Genomic DNA, 14,218 nt, shown 5'->3' on the forward strand with positions numbered 1-14,218 from the left:
GGCCTCGATGACGCTGCATCTCGACCTGCTCCTCCACAACCTCGTCGCGCTGTGCATCGCGATCGTGGCGCTCCTGCTCCTCTCGGAGCTCGTGGTCAGGCTGATCCATCGGGGCTACGCCTTCGCCTTGCGCTCGCCGACGCTGGAGCACGTCACGGCCGACGAGCGCAAGTCGTTCCGGCGTCGCGTCCGTCGCCGCGCGCTCGTCTGGGTCGCGCTCGTCGGGGTCGTGCTCATGGGCGGCGCGGCGTTCGCCGTGGTTCGCGGAATTCGCGCCCTCGACGTGGTGAAGAGCGCGCTCGTCGGGCTCGCCGGAGACGATCCCGCGCTCGCCAGGATGCGGTTGCTCACCGCGCTCGGGATCGCCGTCGGCGCGCTCTTCGTCGACGCCCTCGCCCGGGGGCTCGCCGACGCGCTGGGAAAGGCGGTCGCGCGCTGGGACTGGCTGGAGAAGCGGCGCGTGCCGGTCGCGGAGGTCACGAACCGCCTGCGCAAGGCGCTCCGCGTGGTCGTCCTCGGCGCCGCCGCGGTCCTCCTCACCGAGAAGCTCGCGCTCGCGCCGGGGACCCAGCGCGCCGTATTGCTCGCCAGCTACACGCTGGGCGCGTTCTACGTGAGCCGCCTCGCGACGGGGATCGGGTACCTCCTTCTCGACGTCCTCTTCGACAACTCCACGAGGCTCGCCCGCCTCGAGAGCCCGCTCAGGTACCTCGGGAACCTGTCGCACCTGCTCGGGATCACGAAGCGCGTCGTCGATTATTGCGTGTACATCACGGCGGCGACGTGGGTCGCCGACGCGCTCACGCCCGACACGTGGCTCTCGCAGGCGGGGCGGGTCGGGCTCCGGATCATCGCGATCGTCTATGCGAGCCGGGTCCTCGTCGAGCTCTGCGTGCTCCTCATCAACGACCTCTTCCTCGGGAAGGTGGCGGAGGAGAACCCCCAGACGCTCCAGCAACGAAGGACCCTGGTCCCCGTGGCCATGGGCTTCGTCCGGTACGCGATTTACTTCTCGGCGCTCGTGATGGGTCTGCGCGAGGCTTCCATCGATCCCACGCCGCTGCTGGCCGGCGCCGGCGTCATCGGCGTGGCCATCGGCTTCGGCGCGCAGACGTTCGTGGGGGACATCGTGGCCGGCTTCTTCATCCTCTTCGAGAACCTGCTGCTCGTCGGGGATCTCGTGGAGATCGGCGGCATCCAGGGGCGCGTGGAGGAGATCGGCGTTCGTATCACGAAGATCCGCGACGAGATCGGCGTGCTCCATTCGATCCCGAATGGCGAGGTGCGCAAGGTCGCGAACCATTCGCGATCCTACGTGAACGCGGTGGTCGACGTGCACGTGCCTTACGAGGAGGACGTGCAGCGGGTGCGTGAGCTCCTCGCGAGGGTCGCCGAAAAAGAGGTCGAGCTGCAGACGGGCGCTCCGGGGCAGGTGGAGGTCGGCGTGGAGGAGCTCAACGAGGGTTCGATCGTCCTGCGGATCAGCGCGCGCGTGCCACCCGGCAAGAACAAGGAAGTGAACGATGCGCTGCGCGGCCGCGTCGTCGAGGAGCTTTGCAAAGCTCAGGTCAGCGCGCCGCGCCCGCGTCGAGCCGTCCTCATCGACAGCCAGCTCTCCGTCAAGAACCCGCCCAGGCGAGAGATCGAGGAATCCGCGCCCGTCACGCCTTTCTCGCCCACGAACGACGACTGACGAGCGGTCCGTCTCGCGGCCGCGCTCAGGCCCCGACAGCGCGAGGCGCGCCGTGTCCTCGATCGGGTCCCTCCGTGCCAGGAGCACGAAACCGGCGGGAAGAGGAGCCAATCAACGGAGGTCGAGGGCGTCCCTTCGTCCATCGAGGAGCTCGAATGGACCTTGCCAGATCTCTTGTCCGCCCGGGAACGTGGCTCGTTGCCGTCTTCCTGGCGTCGTCGGTGGCCGCGTGCTCGGGCGCCGATCCCGCCGCTCCAGGGCAATCGCCGCCCGACGACACGGAGCTTTCGCCCGAGCCTCCGACCGAGCCCGAGCCTCCGCCAGGCGCGCCGATCGACGTCCAGCGCTACGAGGTGACGGGAGAGTTCGACTGGAGCCGGGGGCGGCTTGTCGCGACGGTCGCGGTGACGCTCCTGCCAGGCGACGACGGCCTGCGTTCGCTGCGCCTCGACAGCGCGGTCGCCGAGGTCAAGGCGGTCCGGCTGGCCGGGGGCACGGACCTGCCTTATACGGTCGACGCCGAGCTCCGGGCGCTCCTTATCGATGTCTCGCGCGTGCCTGACATCGCGGCGGATCAGGCGATCACGCTGGAGATCGACTACGAGGCCGCCGAGAGCGACGCGCTCCGCGCGATCCCCGCCCGCCGGGGGGACCCTGCCGCGTCGCGCGCTGTCTACACGCTCTCGGAGCCGCTCGACGCCGCGCTCTGGATGCCGTGCCACAACACGCCCGAGGACCGCGCCGTCTTCTCCATCGACCTCGGGATGGGCGCACAGGAGACGATGATCGCGAACGGCACGCTCGTCTCCGACGAGCAGGGCGCGTCCGGCCGTCGCATGAAGTACGCGACGGACTACACGGTGCCCATCTACCTCATGGCCTTCGCGATCGGCGACTTCGAGGTCGAGGGCACGATGAAGGGGAGCCTCCCCGTCTCTGTCTGGCACCGGCGCGGCGTCCCGGGCGATTACGACCGTCTGCTCGACGAGGTGGTCCGCTCGATAGGCCTCTTCGAGGAGCTGCTCGTGCCGTATCCCTTCGAGAAGTACGCGCTGGTGCTCGTACCGGAGTACGGCGGCGGCCTCTGGATCGCGGACGACGGCGCGACGCGCTCGCCGCGGGGCCGCCCTTCGCGCGCTGGACCGAGTTCACGCCGTGGCTGGAGTACGGGGCGTGCGGCGAGGTCGTCGACGCGCTGGCGCTCTACGCGGACGAGTGGTCGGCGCTCGCGGCGGGGCCACCGGCCGGCGACCTCTCCGACGCGCAGCTGCTGTTCCTGTACAACTTCGAGCTGCCGCTCGAGACGGTTGTATCGGCGTGGGGGAACGTCGCCAGGCAGTCCAGCTCGCTGCGCGCGCGCTCGCTCGCCATGACAAGGATCCGCCTCGACATCGATCGCGCTCAGCCGGAGCACGTCCCGGCCCTCCGCGCCTTCTTCGCCGAGATCGTCGCGTCCACGGAGGTGGTTGATCCCCTGTTCCAGGCGCTCGACGGGCTGAGTCGCACGAAGGCGCCCACCGCGACGGAGAACGCGGAGGCCCTGGCCGCCCTGAGCCAGCAGCTGCGCGCGGCGTCGACGACGCCGCTCGACGGTTTTGCGGTGTGCGTCGCCCGCGAGCTGACCCAGGGCGACGCCGCGGCGTGGAGCGAGTTCGTCGGGGGCCTCGACGGCGTGGAGCTCTCTGCCGAGGCCGTCGCGATGCTCGCGGACCCGTCCAGCTGCTGAGGACGACGCCGGGCCTCGACCCATCCGACACGTCACCTGCAGGCGCCGGGGCCCGCCGGCGCCGCGCGGCCCTGCGCCCCGCGACAGCCGCGGCCACATGGCGCGGCTCCTCGGGGCCATGGACAATGAGCGTATGCCTCCCGGCGCTCCCGCGTCCGCCTCCCCGCGCCCCGGCGCGATCACCGACGTCGCCGGCATCGAGGTCGGCCATTTCACCGACAGCCGCCGCCCCACGGGCTGCACGGTGGTGCTCGCGCGCGAGGGCGCCGTCGCCGGCGCGGACGTGCGCGGCGCCGCGCCGGGCACGCGCGAGACCGACGTGCTCTCGCCGTCCAACGTTGTCGAGCGCGTGCACGGCGTCCTGCTGGCCGGCGGCAGCGCCTGGGGCCTGGACGCGGCCTGCGGCGTGATGCGCTGGCTGGACGAGCGCGGCGCGGGCATGACCGTCGGCCCCGCCCGCGTGCCCATCGTGCCCGGCGCCGTGCTGTTCGACCTGGCGCTGGGCGACCAGCGTATCCGTCCCGACGCCGCCGCCGGCTACGCCGCCTGCGAGGCCGCGTCGACCACGCCGCCCGCCGAAGGCAACGTGGGAGCAGGGGCCGGCGCCGTGGTCGGCAAGATCTTCGGCTTCCACCGCGCGATGAAGGGCGGCATCGGCGGCGCCTCCGTCACCGTCGGCGGCGTGACCGTGGGCGCCATCGTCGCCTGCAACGCGCTGGGCGACGTCGTCGACCCGGAGACGGGCCAGGTGCTCGCCGGCGCGCGCACGGAGCGCGGCACGCGCCTTCTGGACACGCGGCGCGCGCTGCTGCGGGGCGACACGCCCAGGCCCATGCTCGCGGGCAGCAACACGACCATCGGCGTGATCGCCACCGACGCCGTGCTCACCAAGAGTCAGGCCTGCCGCCTCGCCACCGTGGGGCACGACGGCCTGGCGCGCGCGATCAACCCGCTGCACACGCTCTCCGACGGAGATGCCCTCTTCGCGCTGGGCACGGGCGCGTCCGGCGCGACGCTCGGCATGATGACTCTGTGCGTCATGGCGGCCGAGGTCTGCACGCTGGCCGTTGTGCGCGCCATCCGCGCGGCGCAGGGGGTAACGCTCGGCGCTGCGTACCTTCCGGCGGCGGGGGACCTGGGATGAAGCCTGTCGACGTGGGCGATCCTCTCATCACCCGAGGCGACCGCGAGCTTCATCGCGAGCCACGCCTGACGCTCAGCTGAAGCGCGCCCGGATAGGCGCCGGGCTCTCGCAGATCGGGCACGCGTCCGCGCGCTCGGCGATCTTGCCGCAGTCCTTGCAGTCGACGCGATAGCCGTGGAAGCCGGGGTCGTGCAGCTCGACGCTCGTCTGTGCCCTGTCCGCGCGCTTTCCCTCGTATTTCACGCGCATTGGCACGAACGCGATATAACGCACCTCGATGTGCTCGCACCGCGAGCACCGCTCCGGCACCGCGTACGCGTTGGTCGTCGTGAGCCCGCGCGCGAGGCCCCCTTCGGCGTGGCACCTCGGGCAGCGGTCGTCGGTGAACACGAGGTGCTGGCACGCGCCGCACGTGATCTCGTACAGCCCGTCGACGAACATCTCGCCCTTGTAGACCCACTTGACCGGCCCGACGGGCTCGCCCTCCATGAGCGGCACGAGCCCGTCGACATACGAGCGCAGGTTGAGCTTCTGTCCCCCGCACGCGGGACACCCCGCCTCGACCATCTCGGCAAACGCACGTTCGGAGAGCCTGCTCATGGTCGTCGCCTTCTACCACGCCTCGTCGGCGGGAGGACCGAAATGGCGGGGCCGCGCCAAAGCCGGCCATGAAGGCCCCGGCGCGTCGCGCTGGGGGGGACAGCCTCCACACCTGGAGGCCCCGGCCTCCAGGGCATGACCTCCGAGCGGGGCCCGGACCATTCCAAGAGGCGCCCGGGCATCACGCGAAGCCGGCGCTCGCTCCACGCACGAGCGCTGCGAACTCGGGGGTATGCCGCCCAGCGCGCGGCCTCCGGCGGCGCCGCGCAGGGCCGCCCAGCCGTGCCTTCAGCGCATGGCCTGACGATTGCAATTACGTTGATCCGTTGATCCGTCCGGTCAGGCGATTCCCACCATGACGTCGAGGGATGGGAAGAGCGCCTGCCCAGCATCGATATCGCGCTCGCGTGAGACAAGCGCGCAGGCCTGCCGGCGCGGAGGCGCTGCGGCCGCGCGCGCCGCCCTGGGGGCGAGAGCGCCCCGACACGAACCGAACCCGAGGTGAACCATGTCGTCGGTCTCGATCAAAACAACGATGATCTTCATTCTCATCGGCGCGGCCGCGGGCTGCGCCATGCCTGCCGAGAAGGACGCGCCGGAGGAAACGGCTGTCGAGTCGCAGGCCATCGAGTGCAGCAAGGAGTGCATCCTGGCGATGGTGAACAGGCAGCTCTCGCTGATGGGCGAGTTCGGGAACGAGGAGGAGTTCACGCGGGCGCTCCGGGAGCTCGTGGCCATCGGCCCGGCGGCCGTCCCCGTGGTCGCGGAGGTCTACAAGGCGTGGTCGCTGTCCGTCCCGCCGGACAAGGCCGAGTCCGCGAGGCCCGGCGAGATGCGCTGGAGGGCGGCTCACCTCCTTGGCCTGCTCGGCTCGCGCGACGGCATCAAGCCGCTGAACGAGATCGCCACGACGAAGCTCCCCGACCCCGAGGCCGACGAGCAGCTCTTCGCGGATGAGTACCGTGTTCGCCTGCGCGCGATCGCCGGGCTCGAGGCGCTCGGCGCCGCGGCGGAGCTGAAGGCCATCTACGCCGCGGGCGATCTCCTGCGCAACCCGGCGGCGGCGAGCCTCTACGCCCTCGGGATCGACGTCGGTGGGATCCAGCTGATCGACGCGCGCAAGGCGCTCGCGGAGGACGTCGCCGACGTCAAGGATTACAACCCGAACAACGGTCGACCTGCGCAGCCGGAGAAGCCCGGATCGCGGGTATTCAAGGTGGCTCCTCGGACCGACACGCCTGCCATCACTCGTTGAGGGATCGATCATGAAAAGCACGATCAGCGCCGTTCTTGCGTCTTGTTTGCTCCTCGGCGTCGCCTCCGAGGCCCGCGCCGACACCTGCGACACCGTGCGGGGGACCGATCCGGGGGTGATGACGAGCTTCTGGTGCACGCAGCCGTGGATCGACTTCTACTGGGATGCGTACGACTTCGACAAGGGGGACTGGGACGACGGCTTCGGCTGGGAGGCCGCGTGCGACCGGAGGCGGCCGCTGGCGCGCACGTTCCAGGCCATCCAGCTCCTCAACTATGCGTCGCCGAACGAGGCGCTCAAGACGAACGACTTCAACGGCAACATCCTGCGCTGGGGCGGCAACTACACGATTCGTGAGTTCGACGAGCTGGACGCGCGGTGCGGGGACGGGTCGAAGCGGGCGTACACGACCTGGGGCGGGTTCGACGACTACACGGAGCTCTACATCCCGTTCTTCTACAACGAGAACGTCGTGGAGCGCGCCGGGACGCTGATCCACGAGGCGCGGCATTCGGACTGGTGCGGCCACAGCGGCAATGACGGCAGCAACAAGTGCCCTGCGAAGAGCGAGTCGTGCGACGAGAAGTACCTGGATGGGTGCTCGGGGATCGGGTCGCCCGGCGGCCGGGGCGCGGACGGCTACCAGGTCCTGTGGCTGTGGTGGTACGCTTTCGAGGCCGACGCGCAGCACAGCTCGTCGACGATGAAGGCCTTCGCGAGGGACGAGGCGAACCGGATCCTGAACACGATGTTCGACGTCAACCCCTGCTTCAACATCACGAGCAATGGCAGCAAGATCATCACGTGTTAGGAGGGGCGTGCTCGGCGGCCTCCTGTGGGGCGCGCTGTGCCTCGCGGGGTGCGCCGGGCACCCTGGCTCGGACATCCCGCCGGCGCCCTGGGCGCAGCTCGAGGTGAACCGCGGCGCAGGCGAGGAGACCGTCGTCTGGATCGAGCTGAGCGGCACGTTCGAGGGGCACCAGGGGAAAACGGCGCTCCGCGGGAAGCTCACCGCCGAGCAGATCTCGGGTCTTCGAGAGCTGTTCCGGGACGAGCGGCTCGCGATCTACCGGAGCGACGCGCTGCCCGCCGACGGCAGCGTCGACCTCGCGGGCACCGCCGAGCGGCCGATCTTCCGCGTCGTGGTGCGCGAGGAGAGCGACGCGATCCGGGCGGGCTCGGAGAAGCTTTCGGCGTATTTCGCCGAGGGGGTGCAGCGCGCCGAGACGACCGAGATGCTGCGGGAGGTCAAGGCGATCCTCACCGCAGCGACGCAGGTCCCTTAGAGCGACCGACGACGTCCGGCGCGCCCGTGTCGTTAGCGTCTACAACGGACGCTCGAGCCCTCTGCGCGCCGAGCCTGACCGCAGCGTGCCAGTGTCAAGGACAATGGCCAGGCTCATCGCCCGTCGCCGCTGCTGTCCGACCGTCTCGACGGTCGCGAGTCGTCGTCACGGACGGAGCTGCGCGCATCCGAGACGTGCAGAACGAAATACGGAGGGTATCCGGACGTCTGCATTATGGCGGTGCGCTGGCCTACCGCCAGGCCGGTTCCGGTGTACAACCCGCGGATGGAGCTAGCAATTTTCCTCGTCGCCCACTCCACGTTCGCGGTCTTCTTCCAGACCTTCTTCCTGCACCGGTACGCCTCGCATCGGATGTTCACGATGTCGAAGCGCTCCGAGCGAGCCTTCCATCTCCTCACGTACCTGACGCAGGGCTCCTCGTACCTCGTCCCCTGGGCCTACGCGATCTTGCACCGCATGCACCACGCGTACAGCGATACGCCGAAGGACCCGCACTCGCCGCGGTACTTCGCCGAGCCCGCCTCGATGATGTGGCGGACCAAGAAGCTCTACGACGCCATCTGCGACGGCACCGCCGACGTGGAGCCGCGGTTCCGCGGCGGCTACCCCGAGTGGCGCACGCTCGACCGCATCGGCAACTCGTGGTTCAGCCGCATCTCGTGGGGCGCGGGCTACGCCGTCATCTACATCGCCTTCGCCTCGCACTGGTGGCAGTTCCTGTTCGTCCCGCTGCACTGGACCCTGGGCCCGCTGCACGGGGCGATCGTGAACTGGTGCGGCCACCGCTACGGCTACCGCAACTTCAACAACGACGACGACTCGCGCAACACGCTGGCGCTCGATCTCGTGACGCTCGGCGAGCTCTTCCAGAACAACCACCACAAGTACGCGATGAGCCCCAACTTCGCGGTGCGGTGGTTCGAGATCGACCCGGCCTATCAGGTCATCCGCGTGTTCGCCTGGATGGGCATCCTCCAGATGCCCGACAAGCGTCAGGTCGCCCGCCTGGAGCCCGACGCCACGCGGGCCGACGGATAGGCAGCCCGCTCCGGAGCAGCGCATTCTCGGCGTCCTCGGGCGATACCTGAGAAGCTCACGGGAAAGCCTTGCATCAGCGGGCATATCCGCAAAACCGGCGCCCGCTTCATGGATTTCTCGACGATGAGATCGGGCGTGGACCTCGAACCTTCACCAGGCGATCACGCACAACCATTGCGACATGCTAGAGGCATGTCCCCATGACGCCCTCAGATCGTCCTCACGTGCCGTCGAGCCTCTCACGCAGTGAGCCGATGCCAGCCGGCGAAGCGCTGCGCAGGCTGCGCGACGGTAACCGCCGCTTCGTCCAGAACGTGCGGAGCGTCGACACCATGCTCAGCCAGGCCGCGCGCAATGCGCTGGTCGCAACCCAGGTGCCGATCGCGATCGTCCTGTCCTGCTCGGACGCGCGCGTCCCGGCCGAGCTCGTGTTCGACCAGGGGCTCGGGGACCTGTTCGTGGTGCGCGTTGCCGGTAACGTCGTCGCCCCGACGCTGGTCGGCAGCGTCGAGTATGCGGTCGGTGCGTTCGGCACGGCGCTGGTGATCGTCATGGGGCACACGCACTGCGGCGCGCTCGCCGCGACGCTGGACTGGATGACGGAGCGCGGCGCCACGCCCTCCGGGGCTGTCCACGAGATCCTCGCGCGGATCAGGCCGGCGGTCGAGGAGGCGAGGCAGCCCGGCCTCGACCGCGCGGCGATCCTCGCCGCGGCCACGCGCGCCAACGTGCGCGCCTCGGTTCGGGAGCTCAGCCAGAGCGGGCAGCTGCCCGAGATGGTCGCGCGCGGCGACGTCGTCGTCATCGGCGCCGAGTACTCGCTCGCGACGGGCGCCGTGGATTTCTTCGACGACGTCCCGACATGAGCGCCCGGCGCGTCCTGCCCGGCTCGGACTTCTGGTACGAGGCGTTCGCGCTGCAGGGCGCCGTCGCAGCGCGGCTCCTGCCGCGGATGCTCGTCTTCGCGCTGGCGGCCGTCGCCTCCGTGCTGGTGTACCAGCGGGCGCCTTCCGTCGCCCTTCGGCCGGAACCGATCGAAGCGTCGACCGTGGTGCTCGGCCTGCTGCTCGTCTTCCGCACCAACGCGGGCTACGCGCGATGGTGGGAGGCCCGCACGCTCTGGGGCAGCATCGTGAACCAGGCGCGCAACCTGACCGTGTCCGCCTTCGCCTACGGGCCGGCCGACGCTGCGTGGCGGCAGGCGATCCCCCGGTGGGTGGCCGTCTTCGCGCATGTCACGCGCCGCAGCCTGCGCGCCGAGCGGACGCTGCCTGAGGTCGTGACGCTGGTCGGCGCGCCCGACGCCGCCGCGGTCGCGGGGGCGGAGCACATGCCCAGCTACGCAAGCGCCCGCCTCGCACTGCTGCTGCGCGATGCTCGTGACCAGCACCACATGGACCCCTTCGCGTTCCTGCAGCTCGATCGCGAGCGGGTCAGGCTGCTCGAGCACGCCGGTGGGTGCGAGCGGATCCTCGCGACGCCGATCCCGAGCGTTTACTCGTTCACGACCCGCAGCTTCATCGCCGTCTACCTGCTGGCCCTGCCGCTGGCCCTCGTGTCATCGATCGGCTGGTTCACGCCCATCGCCGCGCTCTTCATCACGTATCCCATCCTGGCGGTCGAGCAGATCGGCGCTGAGCTTCAGATCCCGTTCGCGCTCACGAGCCTGAGCCATCTGCCCCTCGACGAGATCTGCGGTAAGATCGAGCGCAACGTGCTGGCGGCCGCCGTCGAGGCGCCGCTGCCGCCCGGCAGCGCTCCGACGCGTGGGCAGAGCGACACTCCGCCGCGCGAGCTCGTCCGTTGATGCCGGCGCGCCCACGATCCTTTGAGGCCTTCTGCCCTCGACAAGGTGAACGAGCTGGTGCTCTCGTCCTCCGGATCCGCGTCACTTCTCCCGGATCAGCGCCTCGATCGCCTCGAAGACGCGCGGCACGACAGGCAGGCTCGGATCGGTGTACGCGTCGGCCTGCGACGCGTTCGACAGCGTCGCCTCCTTGAGCGTGTGGCTCATTCCCTCGACGATGACGAGCGTCGCGTCCGGCCGCGCGCCGGCGAGCCGCTCCGCGTCCTCGACCTTGGTCTGGAGATCGGTCGTCCCTTGCAGGAGGAGGATCGGCGCCGTCACGGCCGCGAGCTCCACCGCGGGGTCGTGCTTCATCCAGGAGATGACGAACGGCTGCACGCTCGGCCGAAACAGGCTCATGAACACCCGACTTTGCGGGATGTCCGTGACGAGCTCCCCGGCCTCGAGCTGGTCGAGGATCGCGTTTGCCCTCTCGCGATCCTCGTCCGGGAGCCCTTCGAGCTGATCGCGCAGGACATCGCCGATGGGCCGGCCCGCGCCGGCGATCGAGACGAACCCGTCGATCGCGGTCTCCCGGGCGACCAGCATACCGAGCAGCGAGCCCTCGCTGTGCCCCACCACCGTGATCGTCGCGAAGCGCCCGTCCGCCCGGAGCTTCTTCACCCACAGGCCGGCGTCGTCGGCGCCCATCTCGAAGAGCAGCTCCTGCTCCGTCCCGGGAGCCGCGGAGACGCTCGCGCCGATGCCGGCCTTGTCGTAGCGAATCGACGCGATGCCCCTGTCCCGGAGCCCTTCCGCGAGGAGCCTGTACGTGTCCGGCTCGATGCCCGCGGCGACCTGATTGCCGTCCCGGTCGGTCGGCCCCGAGCCGGGGATGATCACGACCGCAGGGAACGGCCCGCACCCGGCCGGCACCACGAGCGTGCCGACCAGCGTGCCTCGCGCGTTCTCGACCGTGGTCCTGGCGCTGGACGCCGCCGGACACCCCGGCGCGTCCGGCGTTGGCGGCGTCTCCGTGTCAGGCACGTCCGTGTCGTCAGGGAGCGCGCCGCTCCCGCCAGTCGACGCGCGCTCTCCGGCGCCGCAGCCCGCGCAGAGGGGCGACGACGCGAGCGCGGCGGCACACGAGACGGCGAGCGCGGCGCGGCGCGCCGGGACCACGAGAACCGATCGCAATGACATGACGAGCCCTCCGAGGATGAGAGAGAGGTGCAGCCCCGCCCGGGGCGCACCGGTGCGCCCTCGCGGTCGCGCGAGCACCGCAGAGCGCGCCGCGCGGCGCGCCGGGGAGGTCGATGACTCAGCCGAGGTGCGCGAGCGCGACCTTCGAGAGGATCTCCGACAGGAGCACGAGGCCGATGAGCCCCGCGATCAGAGGCGCGCCCCGCAGGCCAGAGGCGTTCCTGAAGCCCCCGACGAGGAGCGTCAAGGACCACACGAGACACACCGTCCCGAGGACGGCGATGACGGCCAGCTCGGGGGTGAACGCGGGCGCGCCCGCCGGCAGCCGCGGGGCCAGCAGGCCGAGCGCGACGGCGGCGAGCGCGAGCGGCGCGCGCGACAGCCCGATCACACCGAGAAAGTCGATGAGCCGCACGCGGCGCCGCAGGAGCCGCGCATACGTCCAGAAGAGCAGGGCGGGCAACGGCCACGCGACGACCTGCTCGAGGAGCGCCGTCCGGTACGGGATGACGGCAGGCGCCGCGTGCAGGTCGAGGAAGCCGTCGAAGCGAACGCCGAGCCGCGTGACGGCGACGCTCAGCGCGGCGACGGCGAGCCCCGCCGCGGCGGCGAGCCCCCCGCCGAAGCGCTCGAATGGATTCAGCGCGAGCCGCCATCCGCGCAGGGGAGGCTGCGGCGACATCGTGGCGAGCAGCCGCTCACCTTCAGCGGGCTTGATGACATTGTCGCGCACGAGCGCGCGCACTCTCTCGTCGGGCGTGGTCATCATCATAATCCCACCTTGCGCAGAGCCTCCTCGGCCTCCTTCGCGGAGAGCCTCCCCTTCTCGAGCGCATCCAGGATCTCGTGCCGGCGCCGCGCGACGCCCTGCTCCAGCGCGTCGAGCCGGCCAATGATCTCGTCGAGGCGATTTCGCACCGTCGGATAGCTGATCTGAAGGACCTGAGCCATCGCCTTCAGGCTGCCTGAAGAGCGCACGAACGCGGTCACGAAGGCGAGATCGTCCGGCGACAGCTGGAGCAGCGCGGGGATCTCGAACTGACCGTCCAGGTGGGTTCCGCAGCTCTGGCAACCGAGCCGCGTCGCGCGCAGCTCCCCATCACAGCTAGGGCATCGGACGACAAATCTTGCCACGGGATGAGTGGATTATCCTCACCGAGGTCAATATTGTCAATGTTGAGGTGATGAAAATTGATCCGAAAATCAATTTTGTTTAAGAACCGCCCTCGTCATGCGTTCGGCGCGGCTTCGGCCCGCCCGGGGCGCTGCGGCTCGCGCCGCTCGCGACGGCTCAGCGCCGCTCGCGACGCCGCGCGGACGCGAGCGCCGCGATGAGGCCGAGGCCGGCGAGGGCCATGGGCGCGGGGGCCGCGGGCGAGCCGGCGGCGCGGCAGCTGCAGCCGCCGTCGTCGCCCTCGGCCACGTCCACCTCGTCCGTGCCGCCGGTCCCCGCGCCGGTGGAGCCGGCGCCGGAAGCGGCGGAGGAGGAGCTTGAAGCGCTGGGGCCGGGCGCCACGTCGCCGCCCGCGCCGTCGCTGCCGCCTGTGGCGCCGCCGCCGGCGGCCCCGGTGCCCCCGCTCCCGCCGGAGCCGTCCGCGCCGCCGGCGCCGCCTTCACCGCCGGAGCCGCCCGCGCCGCCGGCGCCGCCTTCCCCGGAGGAGGGCAGCGCGGGGCGGACGTCCTCGAGGGTGTCCCCCTCCACGGCGTCATCGAGGACGATGACGGGGCTGTCCGTGAACTCGGACGGGTTGCGCAGCAGGCCGATCTGCGTGAAGTGCGCGTTGTTGTCGGCGAGCGTCTGCGCCTTCCCGCCGGTGACGACCTGCTTGCCGTCGAACCACACGTCGACGGAGCCCTGGTTCGGGTTCGTCGACCACCGGATGTGCAGCGCGATGCGGTGCCACACGCCGGGCTTCACAGCGCCGTCCGCCTCCCAGTGCACCTTGTTGTCGGGCTTGCGGGTGGCGAAGCTGATGTGCTGTCCGACGACCTCGAACGACATCATCTGGTTATAGCTATTCTCGGACTCCCAGTATCCGATCTGCGTCGGCGGGTCCGCCGCGAGCGCCTCGGGGAGATAGAAGCTCCAGGCGAAGTAGGTCTGGGCGCCCTCGGCCGTGCGCCCGGCGGCCGGCTTGTGGTTCAGCTCGACGCGCTTGATGCCGTTCGACCACCTCGCGTCGTTGGTGAGCTGGACCTTCCCGGCCCTCGTGCCCTGGAGGACAGGCGACGTCACCACGGAGATGTGCTCGCCGTTCAGGGTCGTGTTCCACTGGTTCAGATTGCCCGTCTCGAAGTCTCCGGTCCAGACCGGCGCCGCGGAGGCGCCCGCGGTGAGCGTCGTCGCCAGCGCGGCTGCGGCCAGGGTGGAGAGCGAGCGGCGAGGTCGCCGCCCGAGGAGCGCTCGGGAGGGGGCGAGCAGGGATCGATGTGCGGTAAAGAGATCGGTAGAAGTCATGGCGGGAT

Annotated in this window: 15 protein-coding genes; 10 read left to right on the forward strand and 5 right to left on the reverse strand. The window is 70.4% G+C overall.

Annotated features, from left to right (window positions below; all coding sequences use genetic code 11):
* The first annotated feature begins 7 nt into the window (after window positions 1-7).
* From WMF45_RS08160 to WMF45_RS08175, 4 genes are all read left to right on the forward strand, one after another.
* Window positions 8-1,693: a mechanosensitive ion channel family protein gene (locus WMF45_RS08160; protein ID WP_437716382.1), complete on the forward strand. Its 1,686-nt coding sequence runs from the start codon at window positions 8-10 to the stop codon at window positions 1,691-1,693.
* Window positions 1,694-1,848: 155 nt separating this feature from the next.
* Window positions 1,849-3,066: a M1 family metallopeptidase gene (locus WMF45_RS08165; protein WP_437716383.1), complete on the forward strand. Its 1,218-nt coding sequence runs from the start codon at window positions 1,849-1,851 to the stop codon at window positions 3,064-3,066.
* On the forward strand, window positions 3,063-3,419 hold the full coding sequence (locus WMF45_RS08170; RefSeq protein WP_437716384.1) for a hypothetical protein: 357 nt from the start codon (window positions 3,063-3,065) through the stop codon (window positions 3,417-3,419). Before WMF45_RS08165 ends, WMF45_RS08170 begins: the two co-directional genes overlap by 4 nt.
* Before the next feature lie 118 nt (window positions 3,420-3,537).
* Window positions 3,538-4,563 carry a P1 family peptidase gene (locus tag WMF45_RS08175; RefSeq protein WP_437716385.1) on the forward strand — a complete coding sequence of 342 codons (1,026 nt, stop codon included), beginning with the start codon at window positions 3,538-3,540 and terminating at the stop codon, window positions 4,561-4,563.
* Between the two features lie 72 nt (window positions 4,564-4,635).
* On the opposite strand, the gene WMF45_RS08180 is transcribed toward WMF45_RS08175, so the two are convergent.
* Complete coding sequence (locus tag WMF45_RS08180; RefSeq protein WP_012234081.1) at window positions 4,636-5,163, reverse strand: hypothetical protein; 528 nt, start codon at window positions 5,161-5,163, stop codon at window positions 4,636-4,638.
* Window positions 5,164-5,671: 508 nt separating this feature from the next.
* Here WMF45_RS08180 and WMF45_RS08185 point away from each other — a divergent pair.
* From WMF45_RS08185 to WMF45_RS08210, 6 genes are all read left to right on the forward strand, one after another.
* On the forward strand, window positions 5,672-6,418 hold the full coding sequence (locus WMF45_RS08185) for a hypothetical protein (RefSeq protein ID WP_437716386.1): 747 nt from the start codon (window positions 5,672-5,674) through the stop codon (window positions 6,416-6,418).
* A 10-nt stretch (window positions 6,419-6,428) separates the two neighbouring features.
* A complete protein-coding gene (locus WMF45_RS08190; protein ID WP_437716387.1) occupies window positions 6,429-7,229 on the forward strand; it encodes a hypothetical protein in 801 nt (266 codons plus the stop codon).
* 7 nt (window positions 7,230-7,236) lie between these two features.
* Window positions 7,237-7,704, forward strand: coding sequence for a hypothetical protein (locus WMF45_RS08195; RefSeq protein ID WP_437716388.1), 468 nt, complete (start codon window positions 7,237-7,239; stop codon window positions 7,702-7,704).
* Between the two features lie 285 nt (window positions 7,705-7,989).
* A complete protein-coding gene (locus tag WMF45_RS08200) occupies window positions 7,990-8,763 on the forward strand; it encodes an acyl-CoA desaturase (RefSeq protein WP_437716389.1) in 774 nt (257 codons plus the stop codon).
* A gap of 254 nt (window positions 8,764-9,017) precedes the next feature.
* On the forward strand, window positions 9,018-9,629 hold the full coding sequence (locus WMF45_RS08205) for a carbonic anhydrase (protein ID WP_437716390.1): 612 nt from the start codon (window positions 9,018-9,020) through the stop codon (window positions 9,627-9,629).
* Window positions 9,626-10,570 (forward strand): bestrophin family protein, encoded by a 945-nt coding sequence (locus WMF45_RS08210; protein ID WP_437716391.1) that lies wholly within the window; start codon window positions 9,626-9,628, stop codon window positions 10,568-10,570. Before WMF45_RS08205 ends, WMF45_RS08210 begins: the two co-directional genes overlap by 4 nt.
* An 81-nt stretch (window positions 10,571-10,651) precedes the next feature.
* Here WMF45_RS08210 and WMF45_RS08215 read toward each other — a convergent pair whose 3' ends face one another.
* The 4 genes from WMF45_RS08215 to WMF45_RS08230 all read right to left on the reverse strand — a co-directional run bounded on the left by WMF45_RS08215 (window position 10,652) and on the right by WMF45_RS08230 (window position 14,210).
* Entirely contained in the window at window positions 10,652-11,752 is a 1,101-nt protein-coding gene (locus WMF45_RS08215; protein WP_437716392.1) for an alpha/beta hydrolase, read from the reverse strand.
* A 118-nt stretch (window positions 11,753-11,870) separates the two neighbouring features.
* The gene (locus WMF45_RS08220; protein WP_437716393.1) at window positions 11,871-12,524 is read right to left on the reverse strand and encodes a YIP1 family protein; all 654 of its coding nucleotides are present in this window, start codon (window positions 12,522-12,524) and stop codon (window positions 11,871-11,873) included.
* Complete coding sequence (locus tag WMF45_RS08225; RefSeq protein ID WP_437550717.1) at window positions 12,521-12,886, reverse strand: DUF2089 domain-containing protein; 366 nt, start codon at window positions 12,884-12,886, stop codon at window positions 12,521-12,523. Before WMF45_RS08225 ends, WMF45_RS08220 begins: the two co-directional genes overlap by 4 nt.
* 157 nt (window positions 12,887-13,043) lie before the next feature.
* Window positions 13,044-14,210: a polysaccharide lyase gene (locus WMF45_RS08230; RefSeq protein WP_437716394.1), complete on the reverse strand. Its 1,167-nt coding sequence runs from the start codon at window positions 14,208-14,210 to the stop codon at window positions 13,044-13,046.
* Window positions 14,211-14,218 lie beyond the last annotated feature (8 nt).

It is taken from the genome of Sorangium sp. So ce448 (assembly GCF_051520915.1).
Classification (GTDB): Bacteria; Myxococcota_A; Polyangia; order Polyangiales; family Polyangiaceae; genus Sorangium; species Sorangium cellulosum_B.